Origin of the sequence: Dactylosporangium sp. NPDC049742 (assembly GCF_040674675.1) — a bacterium.
Taxonomy (GTDB): domain Bacteria; phylum Actinomycetota; class Actinomycetes; order Mycobacteriales; family Micromonosporaceae; genus Dactylosporangium; species Dactylosporangium maewongense.
On record NZ_JBFANF010000021.1, the window covers coordinates 1 to 15830 of the forward strand.

At 73.8% G+C, this 15830-nt stretch carries 15 protein-coding genes; 1 reads left to right on the top strand and 14 read right to left on the bottom strand.

Features of this window, described 5'->3' with window-relative positions:
- On the bottom strand, positions 1-292 hold a 292-nt coding region (locus AB0J72_RS24920; protein ID WP_363402506.1), incomplete at its 3' end, for a hypothetical protein.
- 298 nt (positions 293-590) lie between these two features.
- Between AB0J72_RS24920 and AB0J72_RS24925 the strand changes: the two genes are divergently transcribed.
- Complete coding sequence (locus AB0J72_RS24925) at positions 591-1382, top strand: enoyl-CoA hydratase-related protein (protein WP_363402508.1); 792 nt, start codon at positions 591-593, stop codon at positions 1380-1382.
- 5 nt (positions 1383-1387) lie between these two features.
- Here AB0J72_RS24925 and AB0J72_RS24930 read toward each other — a convergent pair whose 3' ends face one another.
- The 13 genes from AB0J72_RS24930 to AB0J72_RS24990 all read right to left on the bottom strand — a co-directional run bounded on the left by AB0J72_RS24930 (position 1388) and on the right by AB0J72_RS24990 (position 15828).
- Complete coding sequence (locus AB0J72_RS24930; RefSeq protein WP_363402510.1) at positions 1388-2308, bottom strand: SDR family NAD(P)-dependent oxidoreductase; 921 nt, start codon at positions 2306-2308, stop codon at positions 1388-1390.
- Between the two features lie 23 nt (positions 2309-2331).
- Positions 2332-3165, bottom strand: coding sequence for an enoyl-CoA hydratase/isomerase family protein (locus tag AB0J72_RS24935; protein ID WP_363402512.1), 834 nt, complete (start codon positions 3163-3165; stop codon positions 2332-2334).
- Between the two features lie 85 nt (positions 3166-3250).
- Entirely contained in the window at positions 3251-4120 is an 870-nt protein-coding gene (locus AB0J72_RS24940; RefSeq protein WP_363402514.1) for an acyl-CoA dehydrogenase family protein, read from the bottom strand.
- Positions 4117-5268, bottom strand: coding sequence for an acyl-CoA dehydrogenase family protein (locus AB0J72_RS24945; protein ID WP_363402516.1), 1152 nt, complete (start codon positions 5266-5268; stop codon positions 4117-4119). Before AB0J72_RS24945 ends, AB0J72_RS24940 begins: the two co-directional genes overlap by 4 nt.
- Positions 5269-5285: 17 nt before the next feature.
- Positions 5286-6089, bottom strand: coding sequence for an amidohydrolase family protein (locus tag AB0J72_RS24950; protein WP_363402518.1), 804 nt, complete (start codon positions 6087-6089; stop codon positions 5286-5288).
- The gene (locus tag AB0J72_RS24955) at positions 6076-7125 is read right to left on the bottom strand and encodes an LLM class flavin-dependent oxidoreductase (RefSeq protein ID WP_363402520.1); all 1050 of its coding nucleotides are present in this window, start codon (positions 7123-7125) and stop codon (positions 6076-6078) included. Before AB0J72_RS24955 ends, AB0J72_RS24950 begins: the two co-directional genes overlap by 14 nt.
- Before the next feature lie 174 nt (positions 7126-7299).
- Positions 7300-9372 carry an acetate--CoA ligase family protein gene (locus AB0J72_RS24960; protein ID WP_363402522.1) on the bottom strand — a complete coding sequence of 691 codons (2073 nt, stop codon included), beginning with the start codon at positions 9370-9372 and terminating at the stop codon, positions 7300-7302.
- A 7-nt stretch (positions 9373-9379) separates the two neighbouring features.
- Positions 9380-11155, bottom strand: coding sequence for a thiamine pyrophosphate-dependent enzyme (locus AB0J72_RS24965; protein ID WP_363402524.1), 1776 nt, complete (start codon positions 11153-11155; stop codon positions 9380-9382).
- An 85-nt stretch (positions 11156-11240) separates the two neighbouring features.
- A complete protein-coding gene (locus tag AB0J72_RS24970) occupies positions 11241-12128 on the bottom strand; it encodes a polysaccharide deacetylase family protein (RefSeq protein ID WP_363402526.1) in 888 nt (295 codons plus the stop codon).
- Positions 12115-12831 (bottom strand): isochorismatase family protein, encoded by a 717-nt coding sequence (locus AB0J72_RS24975; protein WP_363402528.1) that lies wholly within the window; start codon positions 12829-12831, stop codon positions 12115-12117. The genes AB0J72_RS24970 and AB0J72_RS24975 overlap by 14 nt, the downstream gene beginning before the upstream one ends.
- A 114-nt stretch (positions 12832-12945) precedes the next feature.
- Positions 12946-14103 carry an acyl-CoA dehydrogenase family protein gene (locus AB0J72_RS24980; protein WP_363402530.1) on the bottom strand — a complete coding sequence of 386 codons (1158 nt, stop codon included), beginning with the start codon at positions 14101-14103 and terminating at the stop codon, positions 12946-12948.
- A 22-nt stretch (positions 14104-14125) separates the two neighbouring features.
- Positions 14126-14272, bottom strand: a complete 147-nt coding sequence (locus tag AB0J72_RS24985; RefSeq protein ID WP_363402532.1) for a hypothetical protein — start codon at positions 14270-14272, stop codon at positions 14126-14128.
- On the bottom strand, positions 14269-15828 hold the full coding sequence (locus AB0J72_RS24990) for a GMC family oxidoreductase N-terminal domain-containing protein (RefSeq protein ID WP_363402534.1): 1560 nt from the start codon (positions 15826-15828) through the stop codon (positions 14269-14271). The genes AB0J72_RS24985 and AB0J72_RS24990 overlap by 4 nt, the downstream gene beginning before the upstream one ends.
- Positions 15829-15830: the final 2 nt, after the last annotated feature.

The following is a 15830-nucleotide window of genomic DNA, read 5'->3' on the forward strand; positions in this document are numbered from 1 at the left end:
TCGGGCGGGGCCGGCCCCTGCCCTTGATCGTGAACGAATGCGTCAGGGCGAGGCCATAGGTTCGCAACACCTGCTGCTGCACGACCTGCGACCCGTCACGAAGCCACGCGTTCCTGGCCCGAGCCTCGGTGAGGAGTCTGCACAGTTTCGCGAAGGTGGGCTTACGGCCGCTGCGTTGCTGGTGAACGGCTTCGTTCCACAACCAGCGACAGCGGCCCCACTCAGCCACCAGTGCGGCAACCGCCGTCGCGCCCGGGCGCAGACGGTAGTTGTACCGCACCACCTCCTCCACGCAAGACAGCATATGGCGACAAGTCGTACAGCGCCAGGACGGACGAGGTCAGGCAGAACACCAACGTCGCCCACCAATGCCACTCCCACGTCGTGCGGCGCCCCAAGAACCAGTGCAACACCTAGAGCACTCCCTAACCTCCCCACAGCTGAAGCCGAGGGCTTCTCGGAAACCTTCAGGTGAACGCGCCCCAGCACGACGGAAGGGACGACATGAGCGACCAGCGGAGCGGCTCGGGCCGCGAACCAGCATTGCAGGTTGGCTCAGGCCGACGCCGGAGCGCAGCGGAGGCGGCGGCATGAGCGACGTGCTGCTCGACGTCAAGGACGGCGTCGCCCGGATCACGCTCAACCGGCCGGAGCGCGGCAACGGCGTCACCTACGCCCTCGCCGCGCGGCTGCACGACGTCGTCGCCGAGGTCGCCTCACGCCGGGACGTGCGGGTCGTCGTGCTCACCGGCGCCGGCCGGCAGTTCTGCGTCGGCGGCGATCTGGCCGGCGACGCGTTCGCCGCCGCGCGCCAGGACGTGCCGGTGGACGACGACGTGCGGGCGCAGATCGAGCGCGGGCGGCTCACCGAGGCGATCCGCGCGCTGCCGCAGATCACCATCGCCGCCGTCAACGGCGGCTGCGCCGGCGCCGGGCTCGCGCTGGCCCTCGCATGCGACCTGAGGATCGCCGCCGAGCGCGCCGTGCTGCGCACCGCCTACCTCGACGCCGGGGTCAGCGGCGACTACGGCATCACCTGGCTGCTGCCGGCCCTGCTGGGCGAGGCGCGGGCGAGGGAGCTGCTGCTGCTGTCGGAGAAGCTCGACGCGCAGGCGGCGCTGCGGTACGGACTGCTGCACCGCGTCGTGTCCGGCCCGGCGTTCAACGGCACCGTCGACGCGTTCGCCGAACGGTGCGCTGCCCGGGCACCGCTCGCCGTCGCGGCCATCAAGGAGAACCTCGCCGGCGCCGCCGGCGTGCCGCTCGGCGAGCACCTCGCCGCGGAGGCCCGCCGCCAGGTCGCCACCGCCCGATCCGCCGACGCCGCGGAGGCGGCCGCGGCGTTCCTCGCCAGGCGGCCGCCCGTCTTCCACGGTCGGTAGTGGGCTCAGCCCCGCGCCGCGGGGCCGGCCGCCCGCTTGCCGCGGTCGGTCATCGAGAACCGCAGCCGGGCCATCATGTTCTCCACCTCGGGATCCTGCCCGGCCTGCGCGAACAGGCCCGGCACCCCGGCGGCCAGCTCCTCCTGGGTCCAGCGGCGCTCACCGTTGCGGATGAACGCGACGCTGGTGAACGGCTCGTACAGCTCCACGACGTCACCCTGCACCCCGAACACCTTGCCGGAGATCGTCCCGGCCGCGTCGCTGCACAGGAACGCCACCATCGGCGCCACGTTGTCCGGCGACCAGAAGTCCCAGCCCTCGCCGCCGCCGATCTCGCCGTAGGCGCCGGACGTCATCCGGGTCCGCGCGGCCGGGCACACGACGTTGCTGACCACACCGTAGCGGGCCATCTCCTGGGCGACGATCGACGACATCGCCACGATGCCGGCCTTCGCCGCGCCGTAGTTGGCCTGGCCGAAGTTGCCCAGCAGCCCGGCCGTCGACGACGTGCCGACGAGCCGGCCGCCGGTGCCGGCGTCGCGCCAGTGCACGCACGCGGCGTGCGCGACCGCGTAGTGCCCGCGCAGGTGCACCCGGATCACGTCGTCCCACTCGTCCGCCGTCATCTTCACGAACGTGCGGTCGCGCAGGAACCCCGCGTTGTTCACCACCGCGTCGAGCCGGCCGAACGTGTCGACGGCGGCGGCCACGATCGCGTCGGCGACGGCGGTGTCGGCCACGTCGCCGGCGACCAGCACGGCCCGCCCGCCGCCGGCCTCGATCTCCTTCACGGCCCCGGCGCCGGCGTCGGCGTCGAACTCCGCGACCACCACGCTGCCGCCGAGCGCCGCTACTTCGAGGGCCTCGCGGCGGCCGATGCCGTGCCCCGCACCCGTGATCGCGACGACCTTGTCCACCAGGCTCATACCTACTCCGCTCATGCCGCTTCTCACTCCGCCGGCGGGTAGTCGCCGGCCAGCAGGCCCTGCTGGACCGCCGCGATCGTCTCCTTCATGCCCAGCTCCGCGCGGCGGGCCGCGATGAACTCCGCGCCCGGCGCCTGGTGGCTCACCGCGGAGAACTCCGCACCGGACAGCACGGCGTCGCGGAAGCCCTGCAGGTTCATGGTGCGGTTCAGGGCGTACTTCTTGACCGCCAGCACGTCGCTGGGCGTGTTCGCGATCCGCGTCGCCAGCTCGTGCGCCCGCTCGTGCAGCTCGCCGGCCGGATACACGTGGTTGGCCCAGCCGAGCTCGACGGCCTCCTGTGCGCTGAACCGGCTGCCGGCGATGTACGCCAGCTCGCGGGCCTTCTTCGGCCCGACGAACCAGCTCGCCACCGGCGACAGCAGTCCGCCGCCGACCGGCAGCTGCGGCCAGCCGATGACGGCGTCGTCGGCGACGACGGTCAGGTCGCACATCACCGCCATGACCGTCGCGGTGCCGAGGCAGTAACCCTGCACGGCGGCGACGACCGGCTTCGGCGAGTCCCAGATCCGCAGCCAGCGCTCCAGGCTCGCGCGCTGCCGCTGCCAGTCGGTGTACGAGGAACGGTGCCCCGCCGACGCGGCCCGGCCCGGGCCGGACATGTCGCCGCCGGTGCTGAACGCGCGGCCGGTCGAGCAGACCACGACGACCCGAACGTCCGGGTCCGCCTCGTGCGCGGTGAGCCCGGCGGTGAACCCCTCGAGCATCTCCGGGGCGAGCGCGTTGAGCTTGTCTGGCCGGTTGAACCGCAGGTACCCGACCCGGTCCCGAGTGAAGACCTCCAGTAGTTCGGTCATGACGTCACCTCCGCTGCGCTCCGGCGCCGCCCTGACCTTGAAACTGCGCCCATGATGACCGGCTCCTCGCTCCGCTGCGGGCCGGTCATGCCGCGCTCGCCGTCAGCGCGGCCACGACGAGCCGGTGCGCCTGGGTGACGTGGCGCAGCGACCAGTGCAGGTCGCACTCCCAGGTGTAGCCGATCCCGCCGTACACCTGGATCGCCCGCTCGACGACGGAGGCGCACAGCTGCAGCACGTACGGCGCGCCGCCGGTCATCGCCGCTGGGTCGTTGCTGAACCAGGTGACGCCGCTTCGGGCCAGCTCCACGTCGCGGTGCATGTCGGCGAGGGTGTGCTTGACCGCCTGGAACGAGCCGATCGGCCGGCCGAACTGGACCCGGGTCTTGGCGTACTCCACGGTGTCCTGCAGCGCCCGGTCGGTGGCCCCGACGGCCTCCGCCGTGGCAAGCAACGCATAGTCGCGCAGCGCACCGGCCGGGGCGAGCGGTCCTGGCGCGGTGTCCGCGCGGCCCAGCGGCAGCGACGGCGCGTGGTCGTCGACGGTGAACTCCCCCGTGACGGGCGCGGTGCCGTCGCCGGACAGCACCAGCGCCGCCTGCATCGGGTACGGCAGCAGGAACCGGTTCCACTCGGGCACCACGAGGGTGACCGGCGTGCCGGCGGGCGGCCGCTCGGCCAGCCAGCGGCGCGCGGCCAGGGTACTCAGCAGCGGCAGGCCGACCAGGGCCCGGCCCCACGCCTCGGCCATCACGCACAGGTCCAGCAGCGTCACGTCGGCGTCGGTGCCCGGGGTGTCGCCGTCGGCGAGCTCGGTCCAGCCGCCGGCGGCGAGCTCACCCCACAGCTTCACCGGCGACCAGCGGTCCTCGCCGGTCGTGCCCTCGACCGCCATCTGGTGCACCGCGTCGGTGACCTCCAGGCCCAGCGGGCTGGGCAGGTATCGCGTGCTCACGCCTTCGCGCTCCCTTCGCGGGGCAGGCCCAGGACCCGCTCGCCGATGATGTTGCGCTGGATCTCCGACGTGCCCGACACGATCGTCGAGGCGCGGTGGAACAGCAGCCGGGTGCGGTACAGGTCGGTGTGCTCGGGGCAGCCGCCGAACGCCGCCAGGTGCACGATCTCCTGCACCAGCTCGCTCCAGGTCACCTTCAGCACCGCGCTGGAGCGCGGCGAGGCGTCGCCGCCGGCCATCTTCTCCAGCGAACGCATCATCTGCCAGCGCAGCAGCTCGACCCGGGTGACGAACTCGGGCAGCCGGGCCGCGATCGCGGGGGCGTGCGCGGCGCAGTGGTCGGTGAACAGCCGCAGGTAGCCGTGCAGCTGGTTGAGGGCGATCGCGCCGAAGCCGACGCCGCGCTCGTGGGTCAGGATCGTGCCCGACACCAGCCAGCCCTCGTCCTCGGCGCCGACGAGCAGGTCGGTGCTCGTCTCGGCGCCGTCGAAGAACACCTCGTTGAACTCGTGCGTGCCGGTGATGTTGATCAGCGGCCGGACCTCGACGCCGGGCTGGCGCATCGGCACGAGCATCAGCGACAGCCCGCGGCTGCGGGAGCCGGCCGCGCCGGTGCGGGCCAGCAACAGGCACCAGTCGGAGAACTGCGCGTACGTCGTCCACACCTTCTGGCCCTGGATGCGGTACACGTCGCCGTCGCGCACCGCGCGGGTGCCCAGCGAGGCGAGGTCGGAGCCGGCGCCGGGCTCGGAGAAGCCCTGGCACCACAGCTCCTCGCCCTTGAGGATCGCCGGCAGGAACCGGGCCTGCATCTCGGGCGTGCCGTGGTGCATGATGGCCGGCCCGGCGAGGAGGCGCCCGACCCGACCGAGGCCCTCGGGGGCGTCCATGCGGGCGGCGATGTCGTTGAACGTGAAGTCCTCGATGACGCCGAGGCCGCGGCCGCCGAACTGCTCGGGCCACGACAGCCCGGCGTAGCCGGCGTCGAAGAGCTGCCGGTCCCAGACCCGGCGGATCTCGATCTCCTCGTCCATCGTGAGGTCGTTGCGGCGCTCCCGCCATTCGGCGGGGATGGCGGTGGTGAGCCACGCTGTCACCTCGCGGCGGAACTCGTCCACCGCGGGGTCGGCGAATGATGTTGCCGGCACTCGTGCAGCCTCCTGATTCAGCGGTCCCAGCCCAGGCGGCGAAGCAGCGCACCGCCCATGACCAGGTCGAGGTCGTCGTCCTTGAGGAACGGCAGCTCCTCGGTGAACATCGCGACCGCCTGCGCGTAGGTGCACGGCAGGCGGGTCGCATCAGTACCCCAGAACACGCGCCCGGCACCGAAGGCGTCGACGACCCGCTCGATGCGCGGCGCGAGACCGCGGTAGGGGTAGGGCTCGTCGGTCGCGCACGGCAGCGCCGACGCCTTCACCGACACGTTGTCGTGCGCGGCGAGCGCGACGAGCCGGTCGAGGATCGGGTCGAGGGCGTCGTCCTTGTCGTCGACGAACAGCCCGAGGTGATCGACGATGAGGTTCAGGCCGGGGTTGGCGGCGGCGACCGGGCCGAGCTTGGCCAGCTGCCCCGGCGCCCACACCATGACCGGCAGGCCCTGCGCGGCGGCGACCGGCCAGAACCAGTCGGCGGTGCCGTCGTCGAGCCAGGAGACCTTGTGCCACGGCGGGAACGCGACCCGCACGGCCACGACCGCGTCGTCCGGCCACGCCTTGACCTGCTCGCGCGCCTCCGGCTTGTCGAGGGCGAGGTGGGCGGTGGTGCGGAAGCGGTCGGGGTGGGCCGCAACCGCGTCGAGGCTGATCTGCATCGCGGCCGGGAACGGCGGGACGAGCACGGCCCGGTCGATGCCGGCGGCGTCCATGTCGGCGAGGATCGTGGCCAGGGGGATGACCCGCTGCCCGAACTTCGCGGCCCGCTCCTCGTGGCCTTCGGGGAAGAGGTGGATCTGGCTGTCACAGGTGAGCATCGGCCGTCCTTTCCGATCGGGCGTGCTGGACGGCGGCGACGAGCGCGAGGCCGTTGGCCCGGGTCTGCTGGGGTGTACCGCCGGAGGTGAGCTGCAGGACCAGTTCGTCGACGCCGACGGCGGCGAACCGCCCGGCGGTGGCGGCGATCTGCTCGGCGCACGAGTCCCGGTCGCCGGCGACGGAGTAGGCCGCCACCATGTCGTCGGGCACGAGCGCCGCCACCGGCGCCCAGTCGCGGAACCGCAGCTCGGTGGCGAGGTCGCGGATGCGCTCGGCCACCTCGGTCCATGGCGTGCCGGCCAGGACCGGGTGGTAGCTGGGGGTGGAGAAGTAGAACGCCAGCTGCCGGCGCACCGCGTCGGCGGCGGCCGCCGGGTCGTCGTCGACGACGCAGATCTTCCACGCCGCGAGCTTCGGCCGGTCCGGACCGGCGACGGCGGGGGCGACGACGTCACGCAGGTAGGCCGGCGCGGTGGCGAGGCTGTGCAGGGCGATCCCGTCGCAGGAGCGGGCGGCGGCACGCAGCATCGCCGGGTTGAGCGCGGCGGCGTACAGCGGCACCCCGGCGCGCAGCTCGGCGTCCTGCGGCATGTCCAGCTGCGGGAAGTCGCACTGGTAGAACCGGCCCTCGAAGCGCAGCCCGCCCTCGGACCGCAGCGCGGCGCGGACCAGCTCGGCGTATTCGGCGGTGCGCGGCGCCGGGTGGTCGTAGCCGGCCGCGTCGAAGCGTCTGGTCCGCACGCCGCGGGTGCCGGCGCCCAGCCCGAGGGCGAACCGGCCGCCGCTGAGCTCGGCGAGGTCCGCGGCGGCCATCGCCACCGCGAGGGGTGCCCGGGTGAACGAGTAGGCGATACCGGTACCGATGCCGATGCGGCTGGTGTGCGCCACCAGGTGGCCGGCGCGGACGATCCCGTCGCCGCCGAAGCCCTCGGTGGTCCACACCCGGTCGAGGCCGGCCTCCTCGGCGGCCCGGGTGATGTCCAGCAGCGGACCGAGGTGGCTGGTGGCCAGCGCCATCGAGATGCGCACGGTCATACCGCCACCTCCGCTGCGCTCCGGCGTCGGCCTGACCTCAAGACTGCGCCCATGATGCCCAGCCCTCCGCTGCGCTCCGGGCCGGTCATGCCGCCACCTCCGCTGCGCTCCGGCGTCGGCCTGACCTCAAGACTGCGCCCATGATGCCCAGCCCTCCGCTGCGCTCCGGGCCGGTCATGCCTGCTCGCTCTTGGGCAGCAGCACGATGTCGAGGATCTGCGGCCCGGCGGCGGCGTCGACCATGACCGGGTTCAGCTCCAGCATCGACCACTCGGCGAGCCGGCCGCCGACGAACTCGGTGGCGAGACGGGCGATGAGCGCGGCGGTGGCGGCGCGCTGCCCGTCCGGCACCGGCAGGCGGTCCAGGGCCCGCTCGACGGCACCGTCCGTGGCGGGCAGCGCGATCAGCGACGAGTCGGTCTTGGCCTCGACGTCGCCGCCGCCGGATCCGACGATGAGGTACGGCCCGTACCAGGGGTCGCGGTTGAGCGACACGAACAGCTCGACGCCGGTGCCGGTCTCCTCGACGAGCACGCCGCGCACGCCGGGCAGCCCGGCCGCGGCGGCGGAGGCGAGGACCCGCCGGGCGGCCGCCTCGGTCTGCTCCGCCGTGGCGCAGCCGAGCACGACGCCGCCGACCTTCACCTTGTGCAGCAGCCCGTCGGCGACGATCTTCACGACGTGCGGATGCGCGACGCCGGCCACGGCTCCGGCGACGCCGTCGACGTCCTCGGCCGCCACGAACACCGCCTTCGGCATCGGCACGTCGAGCGCGTCGAGCAGGTCCCGGGCGGTGCGGCCGTCGGGCGCGTCGCCGATCACGTCGGCCGGCCCCGTCGCCTGCGGCGCCTCCGGCTGGGTGCGCGGGTAGAGCCGCGCCAGCATCCGGGCGGTGGTGGCGATCCCCCGCACCAGCAGCGTCTCCGGGTGCCGCTCCCGGAACGCGACGGCCCAGTCGGTCCACGCGAAGTCGCTGAGCGTCGACACGATGGTGGGGCAGCCGGTGGCGGCGCCCAGGTCGGCGTAGCGGTCCAGCGAGCGGCGGTGCACGTCGCGCTCGTCGTCGGCGGCCGGGAAGGTCAGCGCGTACGGGATGACGACGGCACGCACGGCCGCGTCGGTGTAGACGGCGTGGAACGCGGCGGTCACCTCCTCGTACGGTTTCGGCGAGGCGGTCAGATCGATCGGGTTGCTCACGTACGCCCCGTCGGGCGCGACCGCCCGCAGCGCCGAGGTGGCCGCGTCGCCGAACGTGGCCAGCCCGACGCCCTCGTGGCTGAGCAGGTCGGCGGTGAGGGCGGCGGCGCCGCCGGACGTCTCGATGACCGCGACGCCGCCGCCGGTGCCACCGGCGCCGTGCCGGCTGAGGTAGTCGGCGATCGCGGCGGCCCGGGTCAGCTGCTCCATGCTGCGCACCCGGATCACGCCGTGCGCGGTGAGCACCTCGTCGACGAGCCGGTCGGGGCCGGCCAGGGCGGCGGTGTGCGAGCGGGCGATGGCCGCGCCGATCTCCGAGCCGCCGGACTTCGCCAGCACGATCGTGACGCCCTGCTCGCGGGCGCGGGACAGGGTCCGCTCCAGGCGGGCCCGGTTGCCGCCGAACGACTCGAGGTAGGCGGCGATGACGGTGGTGGTCGGCCGGTCGAGCATCGTCTCCATCGCGTCGATGGCGTCGAACGCGGCGCCGTTGCCGATCGACACGCACAGGTCGACGCCGGCGCCGTCCTCGGCCAGGCCGCCCATGATAGTGGTGGTCAGGGAGCCGCTCTGGGACACCACGGACACGCCGCCGACCCGCAGGTCCGGCGGGATGGGCGCGCCGAGCGGGGCGATGCCGGCGCGGAAGTCGGCGAACCCGACGCCGTTGGGCCCGTAGAGCCGGCTGCCGGTGCCCTCGACGATGCCGACCAGCTCCCGCTGCAGCCGGATGCCCTCCTCGGTGCCGCGCTCGGCGTACCCGTCGGAGATGAGCACGATGTGCGGGACCTTCATCTCGACCGCCTTGGCCACGACCGAGTTCGCGGCGGCGGAGTTGACGATGAGCACGGCGACGTCGGGGGTGCGCGGCACGAGGCCGAGGTCGGCGACGGTCGGCACGCCACGCACCTCGGGGCGGGTGCGGCTCACCGGCCAGATCTCGGCATCGCCGAAGGTGCGCAGGTTGTGGAACAGCAGGTAGGTCCAGAGGCTTCCGTCGCGGGCCCCGACGAGCGCGACGCCCGGCCGGGGCGTGCTCTGTGCGGTCATGTGGTGTTCAGCTCCGATCGCGGTTCATGACGGCGTCCACCAGCACCGGACGGCGCTCCTCGCGCACGATGCGCGCCGCGCGGGCGAGCGTCGCGGGCAGCTCGGCCGCGTCGGTGACCGGGCCGATGCCCTCCACCCCCTGGCTGCGGGCCAGGGTGGCGAAGTCGACGTCGGGGCCGGTGATGTCGATGCCGGCGGCCACGTCGGTGTCGCGGCCGCGCTGGTGGCCGATCTCGGTCTGGTGCATCCGGTCCTGGTTGTAGGTGCGGTTGTTGGCCATCACCACGAGCAGCGGCAGCCGCTCGTGGGCGGCGGTCCACAGCGCCTGGGCGGTGTAGAGGAAGTCGCCGTCCGGCTGGATGTCCACGACGAGGGTGTCGTCGTGGCGGTGCGCGAGCGCGGCGCCCAGGGCCGCGGGGACCCCGTAGCCGAGCCCGCCGCCGCCGGAGATGCCGAGGTAGCAGTTGAACTCGTCCATGTCGAACGCGCGGCGCGAGTTGCCGTACAGCGCGCCGAACGCGAGCTGCCACGCGCCGCCGCGGACCGCCTCGAACGTCTCGACGGCCAGCCGGGCCGGGCCGAACGTGCCGGGCGCGCGGGACAGCCGCTCGCGGAACACCGCCGGGCCGCTCGCCGTGGCGCGCAGGGCCGCGGTGCGCGCGGCGGCACCCGGCACCGGCAGCTCGGCGACGATCTCGGCGAGGCGCGGCAGGGCCACGGCGGCGTCGCCGGTCAGCACCGCCTCGACCCGGTCCCAGGCCGCGGCGGCCCGGTCCAGCGGGGCCCGCTCGATGAGCGCCGCGCCGGACAGCACGAAGACCCGCGCGCCGGGGCGGGGCAGCCAGGCGAAGTCGCGGTTGGCGACGTCGGTGCGGCCGAGGGCGAAGTACGGGTCGCGCACGTCGACGGCCAGGATCACGTCGGCGTCGGCGACGTCGGCGTGGTGGTGCTGGGTGCGGTCGGCCCAGTGCGTGTTGGGGAAGTTGTGCCGGGCGCCGAGGTCCACGACGCCCGCGCCGAGCCGTTCGGCGAGCGCGACGAGGGCCCGGTAGGCGGCCTCGCTGCGCCCGGCGGTGTCGGCCAGCAGCAGCGGCCGCTCGGCGGCGGCGAGGGCCTCGGCGACCGGGAGCAGGTCGGCGTCGGCGACCGTCGGCGTGCTCTGCCGGGCCAGCGCGGTCGCGGGCGACCACAGCGCGTTGCGCGGCTCACCGGCGACCTGGTCCTCCTGCAGCCCGGCGTCGAGGGCGACGTAGACGGGCGCCTGCGGGTAGGCGGTGGTGATGCTGTGGGCGCGGGCGAGGCTGTGCACGGCGGCGTCGAGGCTGGCCGGCTGGTCGTCCCACTTGGTGTAGGCGCGGACCTGCGCGGCCTGGTCGCGGGCGGCGTGGATCCAGTCGATCCACGGCCGGCGGCGGGCGGCGTCGGCCGGGCCGCTGCCGCCGACGACGAGCATCGGCACCAGGTCCAGGAACGCGTTGAACAGCGCCATGGAGCCGGTCTGCAGCCCGACGAGGTTGTGCAGCGCGACGCCCATCGGCCGGCCGGTCGCCTTGGCGTAGCCGTGGGCCATGCCGACGGCGACGTTCTCGTGCAGGGTCAGCAGCAGCTCGGGCTTGCCCGCGCGGACCAGCGACTCGTGCAGGCCGCGCAGGGTCGCGCCGGGGTTGATGGCGAGGTGTTCGATGCCGAGGCGGGCCAGCACGTCGACCATGACGTCGCTGCCGTACCGCACCGCGCCGTCTGCACTCATGTCGTCCCCTCCGCTGCGCTCCGGGCCGCTCATGCCGTCACCTCCGCTGCGCTCCGGCGCCGGCCTGAGCTCCAACCTGTAATCCCGATTCGCAGCCCTCCGCTGCGCTCCGGCCCGCTCATGCCGTCACCTGCGCCGCGTACTGCTCGGCGATGGCGCCGGGGGTGGTGAGCCAGATGTCGTCGCGGCGCTCGGCGAGCAGGTCCAGGACCCGGCGCAGGGCGTGCAGCCGGTGCGGCTGGCCGGCGGTGAACGGGTGCAGGCTCAGCGCGTACACCAGCGGCGTCCGCGCCGGGCCCACCTGGGTCAGCATCTCGGTGAGGTGGTCGTGGGCGATGTCGGCGAACTCGCGGCCGGTGTGCCCGCGGGACAGCACCTGCGGGTAGTCGTTGGTCTCCAGCGGGTACGGCACGTTGAGCAGCGGCCCGCCGCGGGTCGACAGCCACACCGGCTGGTCGTCGATCGGCCAGTCGAGGGTGTAGGTGTAGCCGGCCTCGGCCAGCAGGTCCGGGGTGTTGGCGCTCTGCGTGGCGCCCGGGGACATCCAGCCGGCCGGGCGGGTCCCGAACGCGGCGGTGAGCAGCGTCGTGGACTCCTCGATCAGGGTCCGCTCCTCGTCCTCGGCCATCCCGCCCTGCAGCTCGGAGTTGGTGCGGCCGTGCCCGACGATCTCGCCGCCGGACGCGCGCAGCACCTCGGCGACCGGCGGGTACAGCTCGGGGACCCACGCGTTGAGCAGGAACGCGGCCGGCAGGTCGCGGGCGGCGAGCTCGTCGAGGATGCGCCACAGGCCGACCCGGATGCCGTAGTCGCGCCAGCCGTACCGGCGGTGCTCGCTGTTCGGCGGGTCCATGCCGGGCGTCAGCGTCGCCCCGCCGCCGCCGAAGGCGAAGCACTCGACGTTGACGGCGACGTAGGCGGCCAGGCCGCCGCCGTGCGGCCAGGCGAACGCGGGCCGGTCGGTGATGGGACGGTAGGCGTACCGCCCGGAGTCAGGCAGCCGCATGGAACGGTCCCTTCTCGGCCCGCGCGACGTAGTCGTGGGCCTCGGCCAGGCCGATCACGTCGGCGTACTTCTGGTCCAGGTCGAACAGGTTGATCCAGTGCGACGCCTCGATCCGGTCGAACGTCAGCTCCTGCACGACGCCGACGCGGTAGTTGAGCGAGAACGCGTCCAGGACCGTGGAGCGGATGCAGCCGCTGGTGACGCCGCCGCCGACGAGCAGCGAGTCGACGCCCCAGTCGGTGAGGTACGCGGCCAGCGGGGTGCCGAAGAACGCGCTGGGCTTCTCCTTGTCCAGCACCACGTCGGTGGGGTTCGGCGTGATCGGGTCGACGATGTCGAAGGCGCGCGGCGCCGGCTTCATGTCCTCGCGGCCTCGGCGGTTCTTGTCCAGCCAGCGGCCGCGGTTGAGCCCGTCGGGGCGGGGGCGCACCGGCCGGGTGTAGACGACCGGCAGGCCGCGCTCGCGGGCGGCGGCGGCGAGACCGGCCATGGCCGCGACGGCCCGCCATGCCGCCGGGCCGCAGGAGTTGCGGTACAGCGCCAGCGACTCGGCCTCGCTGAGCCCGGGGTCACCGCAGAACAGGTAGGTGGCGTCGATGAGCAGGACGGCGACGTTGCCGCCGAGCCCCATCCTGGCGCCGTAGCCGGCCTGCGCGGCGATCTCCCGGTCGTGCTCGGTCAGAAACCTGTCCCACCCGCTCATGCGTCCTCCGCTGCACTGGGGTACCGCAATGCTTGCACGGTATCATGTACTCAAGTTCTATACTAGAGATAAACATATTGCCGAGACCCCTGCGCCCGGGGCCTGCCCCGCCGGTCAGGCGTCGATCCCGCCGCGCTCCACGAGCTGGCGGGCGATGACGTTGCGCTGGATCTCGTTGGTGCCCTCACCCACGATCATCAGCGGGGCGTCGCGGAAGTACCGCTCGATGTCGAACTCCGTGGAGTAGCCGTAGCCGCCGTGCACCCGCATCGCATCGAGCGCGATCTGCATGGCCGTCTCGGACGCGAACAGCTTCGCCATGCCCGCCTCCAGGTCGCACCGCCGACCGGCCTCGGTGCGCTCCGCCGCGTACAGCACCAGCTGCCGGGCGGCGGTCAGCCTCGTCGCCATGTCGGCGAGGTAGTTGCCGACCGACTGGTGCTGCCAGATCGGCCGGCCGAACGAGTGCCGCTCCTGCGCGTAGCGCAGCGCGTCCTCGAACGCGGCCCGCCCCACGCCGAGCGCCCGGGCCGCCACCTGCAGCCGCCCCGTCTCCAGCCCGGTCATCATCTGGGCGAACCCACGCCCCTCGACCCCGCCGAGCAGCGCCCCGGCCGGCGCCCGGTAGCCGTCGAACGACAGCTCGCAGCTCTCCACGCCCTTGTAGCCGAGCTTGGGCAGGTCCCGCGAGACCGTCAGGCCCGGCCCGTGCTCGACCAGCACGATGCTCACGCCCTTGTGCTTCGGCACAGCGTCGGGGTCGGTCTTGCACAGCAGCGCGATGAGCTGCGAGCGCCGCGCGTTGGTGATCCACGTCTTGGCGCCGCTGATCACGTACCCGTCGCCGTCGCGGCGGGCCGTCGTCGTCATGGCCTGCAGGTCGGAGCCGCCACCCGGCTCGGTGAGCGCCATCGTGGCCCGGATCGCGCCGGTCGCCATCCCCGGCAGGTACCGCTGCCGCTGCTCCTCGGTGCCGAACGCGAGCAGCAGCTTCGCCACCACCGTGTGCCCGCCCATCGCGCCGGCCAGGCTCATCCAGCCCCGGGCGAGCTCCTCGGTGACCTGCACGTAGCAGGACATGGACACGCGCGCCCCGCCGTACTGCTCGGGGATCGCCAGCCCGAAGACGCCGAGCTCCTTCATCGTGTCGATGAGCCGCTCCGGGTACTCGTTCGCGTGCTCCAGGTCGCGGGCGACCGGGCGCACGTCCCGGTCGACGAAGTCGCGGACCAGGTCGACCACGGCGCGTTCCTCAGCGTTCAGGTCCGTCACGTCGCCACCTCCTTTTGCTGGTTCAGATGACGCCGGCATCGCGCAGGGCGGCGATCTGCTCGGCGGTGCGGCCGAGGACGGCCAGGATCCGTTCGGTGTGCTCGCCGACCGCCGGAACCGGGTCCAGGCGCACGCCGGCGCCGACCACGGTCTGTCCGGGTGGCGTCATCGCGGCACCGGTGACGTCGCCACCAGACCGGCGGCGATCTTCTCCGCCATCGCGTACACCGTCAGGATCATCATGCCCCGCGGGATGCTCGGCATGAGGCTGGCGTCGCCGATGTACAGGTTGGTGAAGCCGCGGACGCGCCCGTCGAGCCCGGCCACCGCCAGCGGGTCGCCGGCCGGGCCGAGCCGGCCGGTGCCGGTGGCGTGGTGGAACAGGAAGATGTTGCGCCGGATGTGCTCGCGCAGGTCCGCGTCCCCTGCGGCGGACTCAGGGGCTTCAGGGGCGAACCAGTCGCGCACCGCCGGGTCGGCCAGCCGCCTGCGCAGCCACCGCAGTCCGCGGGCGATCGCGTCGAGGTCCTCGTCCCGGCCGATGTCGAGGTCGATGACCGGATGCGAGTGCGGGTCCGCGTCCGCGATCGTCACCGAGCCCTCGGCGGCCAGGTGGACGAGGAACACCGTGATCGGCAGCAGGCCGTCCGGCGGTGCGGTGTCGCCGTGGTTGACGCCGATGCTCAGGTCGTACGCGGGCAGCGCCGGGTCGCTCTTCACCCGGGCGAACAGGGACTGGCGCGTGCCCGGGACGTGCCCGCGCGCCGCCAGCCGCTCGGCGAAGCCGGACGCCGTGCGCATGAACAGCCGGCTGCCGTAGTGGTCGTGCAGGTTCCGGCCGACGCCGGGCAGGTGGTGCAGCGGCACCCCGTCGCCGAGGATCGGCGCGAGGGCGGCCGCGTCGCCGATGCCGGAGCGCTGCAGGACCGTGGGCGTGCCGATCGCGCCGGCAGCCAGCACGACCCGGCGGGCACGCAGCTGCGACCGTCGGCCGTCGCGGACGACGGCCACGCCGGTAACCGTGTCGCCGTCCCACAGCACCCGGTCGATGAGCGTGTCACCGATGATCGTGAGGTTCGGCCGGTCGCGCACGTCGTCCAGGTAGGCCCGGGCGGCGTGGTACCGCTCGTCGCCGTCGGCGTTGCGGGTGCCGTCCCCCCAGCCCTCGGCGGCGTCGGGGCCGGAGGCGTCGATCGGGCCGGGGAGGCCGGCCGCGGCGTAGGCCCGGCGCAGGTCGTCCAGCAGCGGCGACGTCGCCCGGTCGCGGGAGACGAGCAGCGCGCCGTCCCGGCCGCGACCCGGCGCGTCGTCGCCGCGGAGCCGCTCGACCTTCAGCAGGAACGGCCGGAGGTCCTCGAACCCCCAGCCCTCGGCGCCCAGCTCCACCCACCGCGCGTAGTCCTCGCGCAGGCCCCAGTTGATGCCGGCCGCGTTGATGACCGAGGAGCCGCCGAGGACCCGGCCGCGGATGAAGGGGATGTCGTAGCCGTACGGGGCGACGTGGTACCCCCAGTCGTACGGGGTCGGCACGTAGCTCGCGGCGTTGAGCACCGGCGGCCAGTCGCCGCCGCGGCTGTGGCCGAAGTCCGGGCCGGCCTCGACGAGCGCGACCCGCTCGCCGGTGGCCGACAGCCGGTTGGCCAGCACGCAGCCGGCGGTGCCGCCGCCGGCGACGATGGTGTCGAACGTCAGGTCGGACAGGTCTTCCGGCGTGGCTTCCGGCATGG

What these genes read in the sequence shown, in the direction of transcription:
- AB0J72_RS24935 (WP_363402512.1), bottom strand. Translation starts at nt 3,165, where the DNA reads ATGACCGAACTACTGGAGGTCTTCACTCGGGACCGGGTCGGGTACCTG.
- AB0J72_RS24965 (WP_363402524.1), bottom strand. Translation starts at nt 11,155, where the DNA reads ATGAGCGGCCCGGAGCGCAGCGGAGGGGACGACATGAGTGCAGACGGC.
- AB0J72_RS24925 (WP_363402508.1), top strand. Translation starts at nt 591, where the DNA reads ATGAGCGACGTGCTGCTCGACGTCAAGGACGGCGTCGCCCGGATCACG.
- AB0J72_RS24950 (WP_363402518.1), bottom strand. Translation starts at nt 6,089, where the DNA reads ATGCTCACCTGTGACAGCCAGATCCACCTCTTCCCCGAAGGCCACGAG.
- AB0J72_RS24990 (WP_363402534.1), bottom strand. Translation starts at nt 15,828, where the DNA reads ATGCCGGAAGCCACGCCGGAAGACCTGTCCGACCTGACGTTCGACACC.
- AB0J72_RS24975 (WP_363402528.1), bottom strand. Translation starts at nt 12,831, where the DNA reads ATGAGCGGGTGGGACAGGTTTCTGACCGAGCACGACCGGGAGATCGCC.
- AB0J72_RS24970 (WP_363402526.1), bottom strand. Translation starts at nt 12,128, where the DNA reads ATGCGGCTGCCTGACTCCGGGCGGTACGCCTACCGTCCCATCACCGAC.
- AB0J72_RS24960 (WP_363402522.1), bottom strand. Translation starts at nt 9,372, where the DNA reads ATGACCGCACAGAGCACGCCCCGGCCGGGCGTCGCGCTCGTCGGGGCC.
- AB0J72_RS24985 (WP_363402532.1), bottom strand. Translation starts at nt 14,272, where the DNA reads ATGACGCCACCCGGACAGACCGTGGTCGGCGCCGGCGTGCGCCTGGAC.
- AB0J72_RS24930 (WP_363402510.1), bottom strand. Translation starts at nt 2,308, where the DNA reads ATGAGCCTGGTGGACAAGGTCGTCGCGATCACGGGTGCGGGGCACGGC.
- AB0J72_RS24955 (WP_363402520.1), bottom strand. Translation starts at nt 7,125, where the DNA reads ATGACCGTGCGCATCTCGATGGCGCTGGCCACCAGCCACCTCGGTCCG.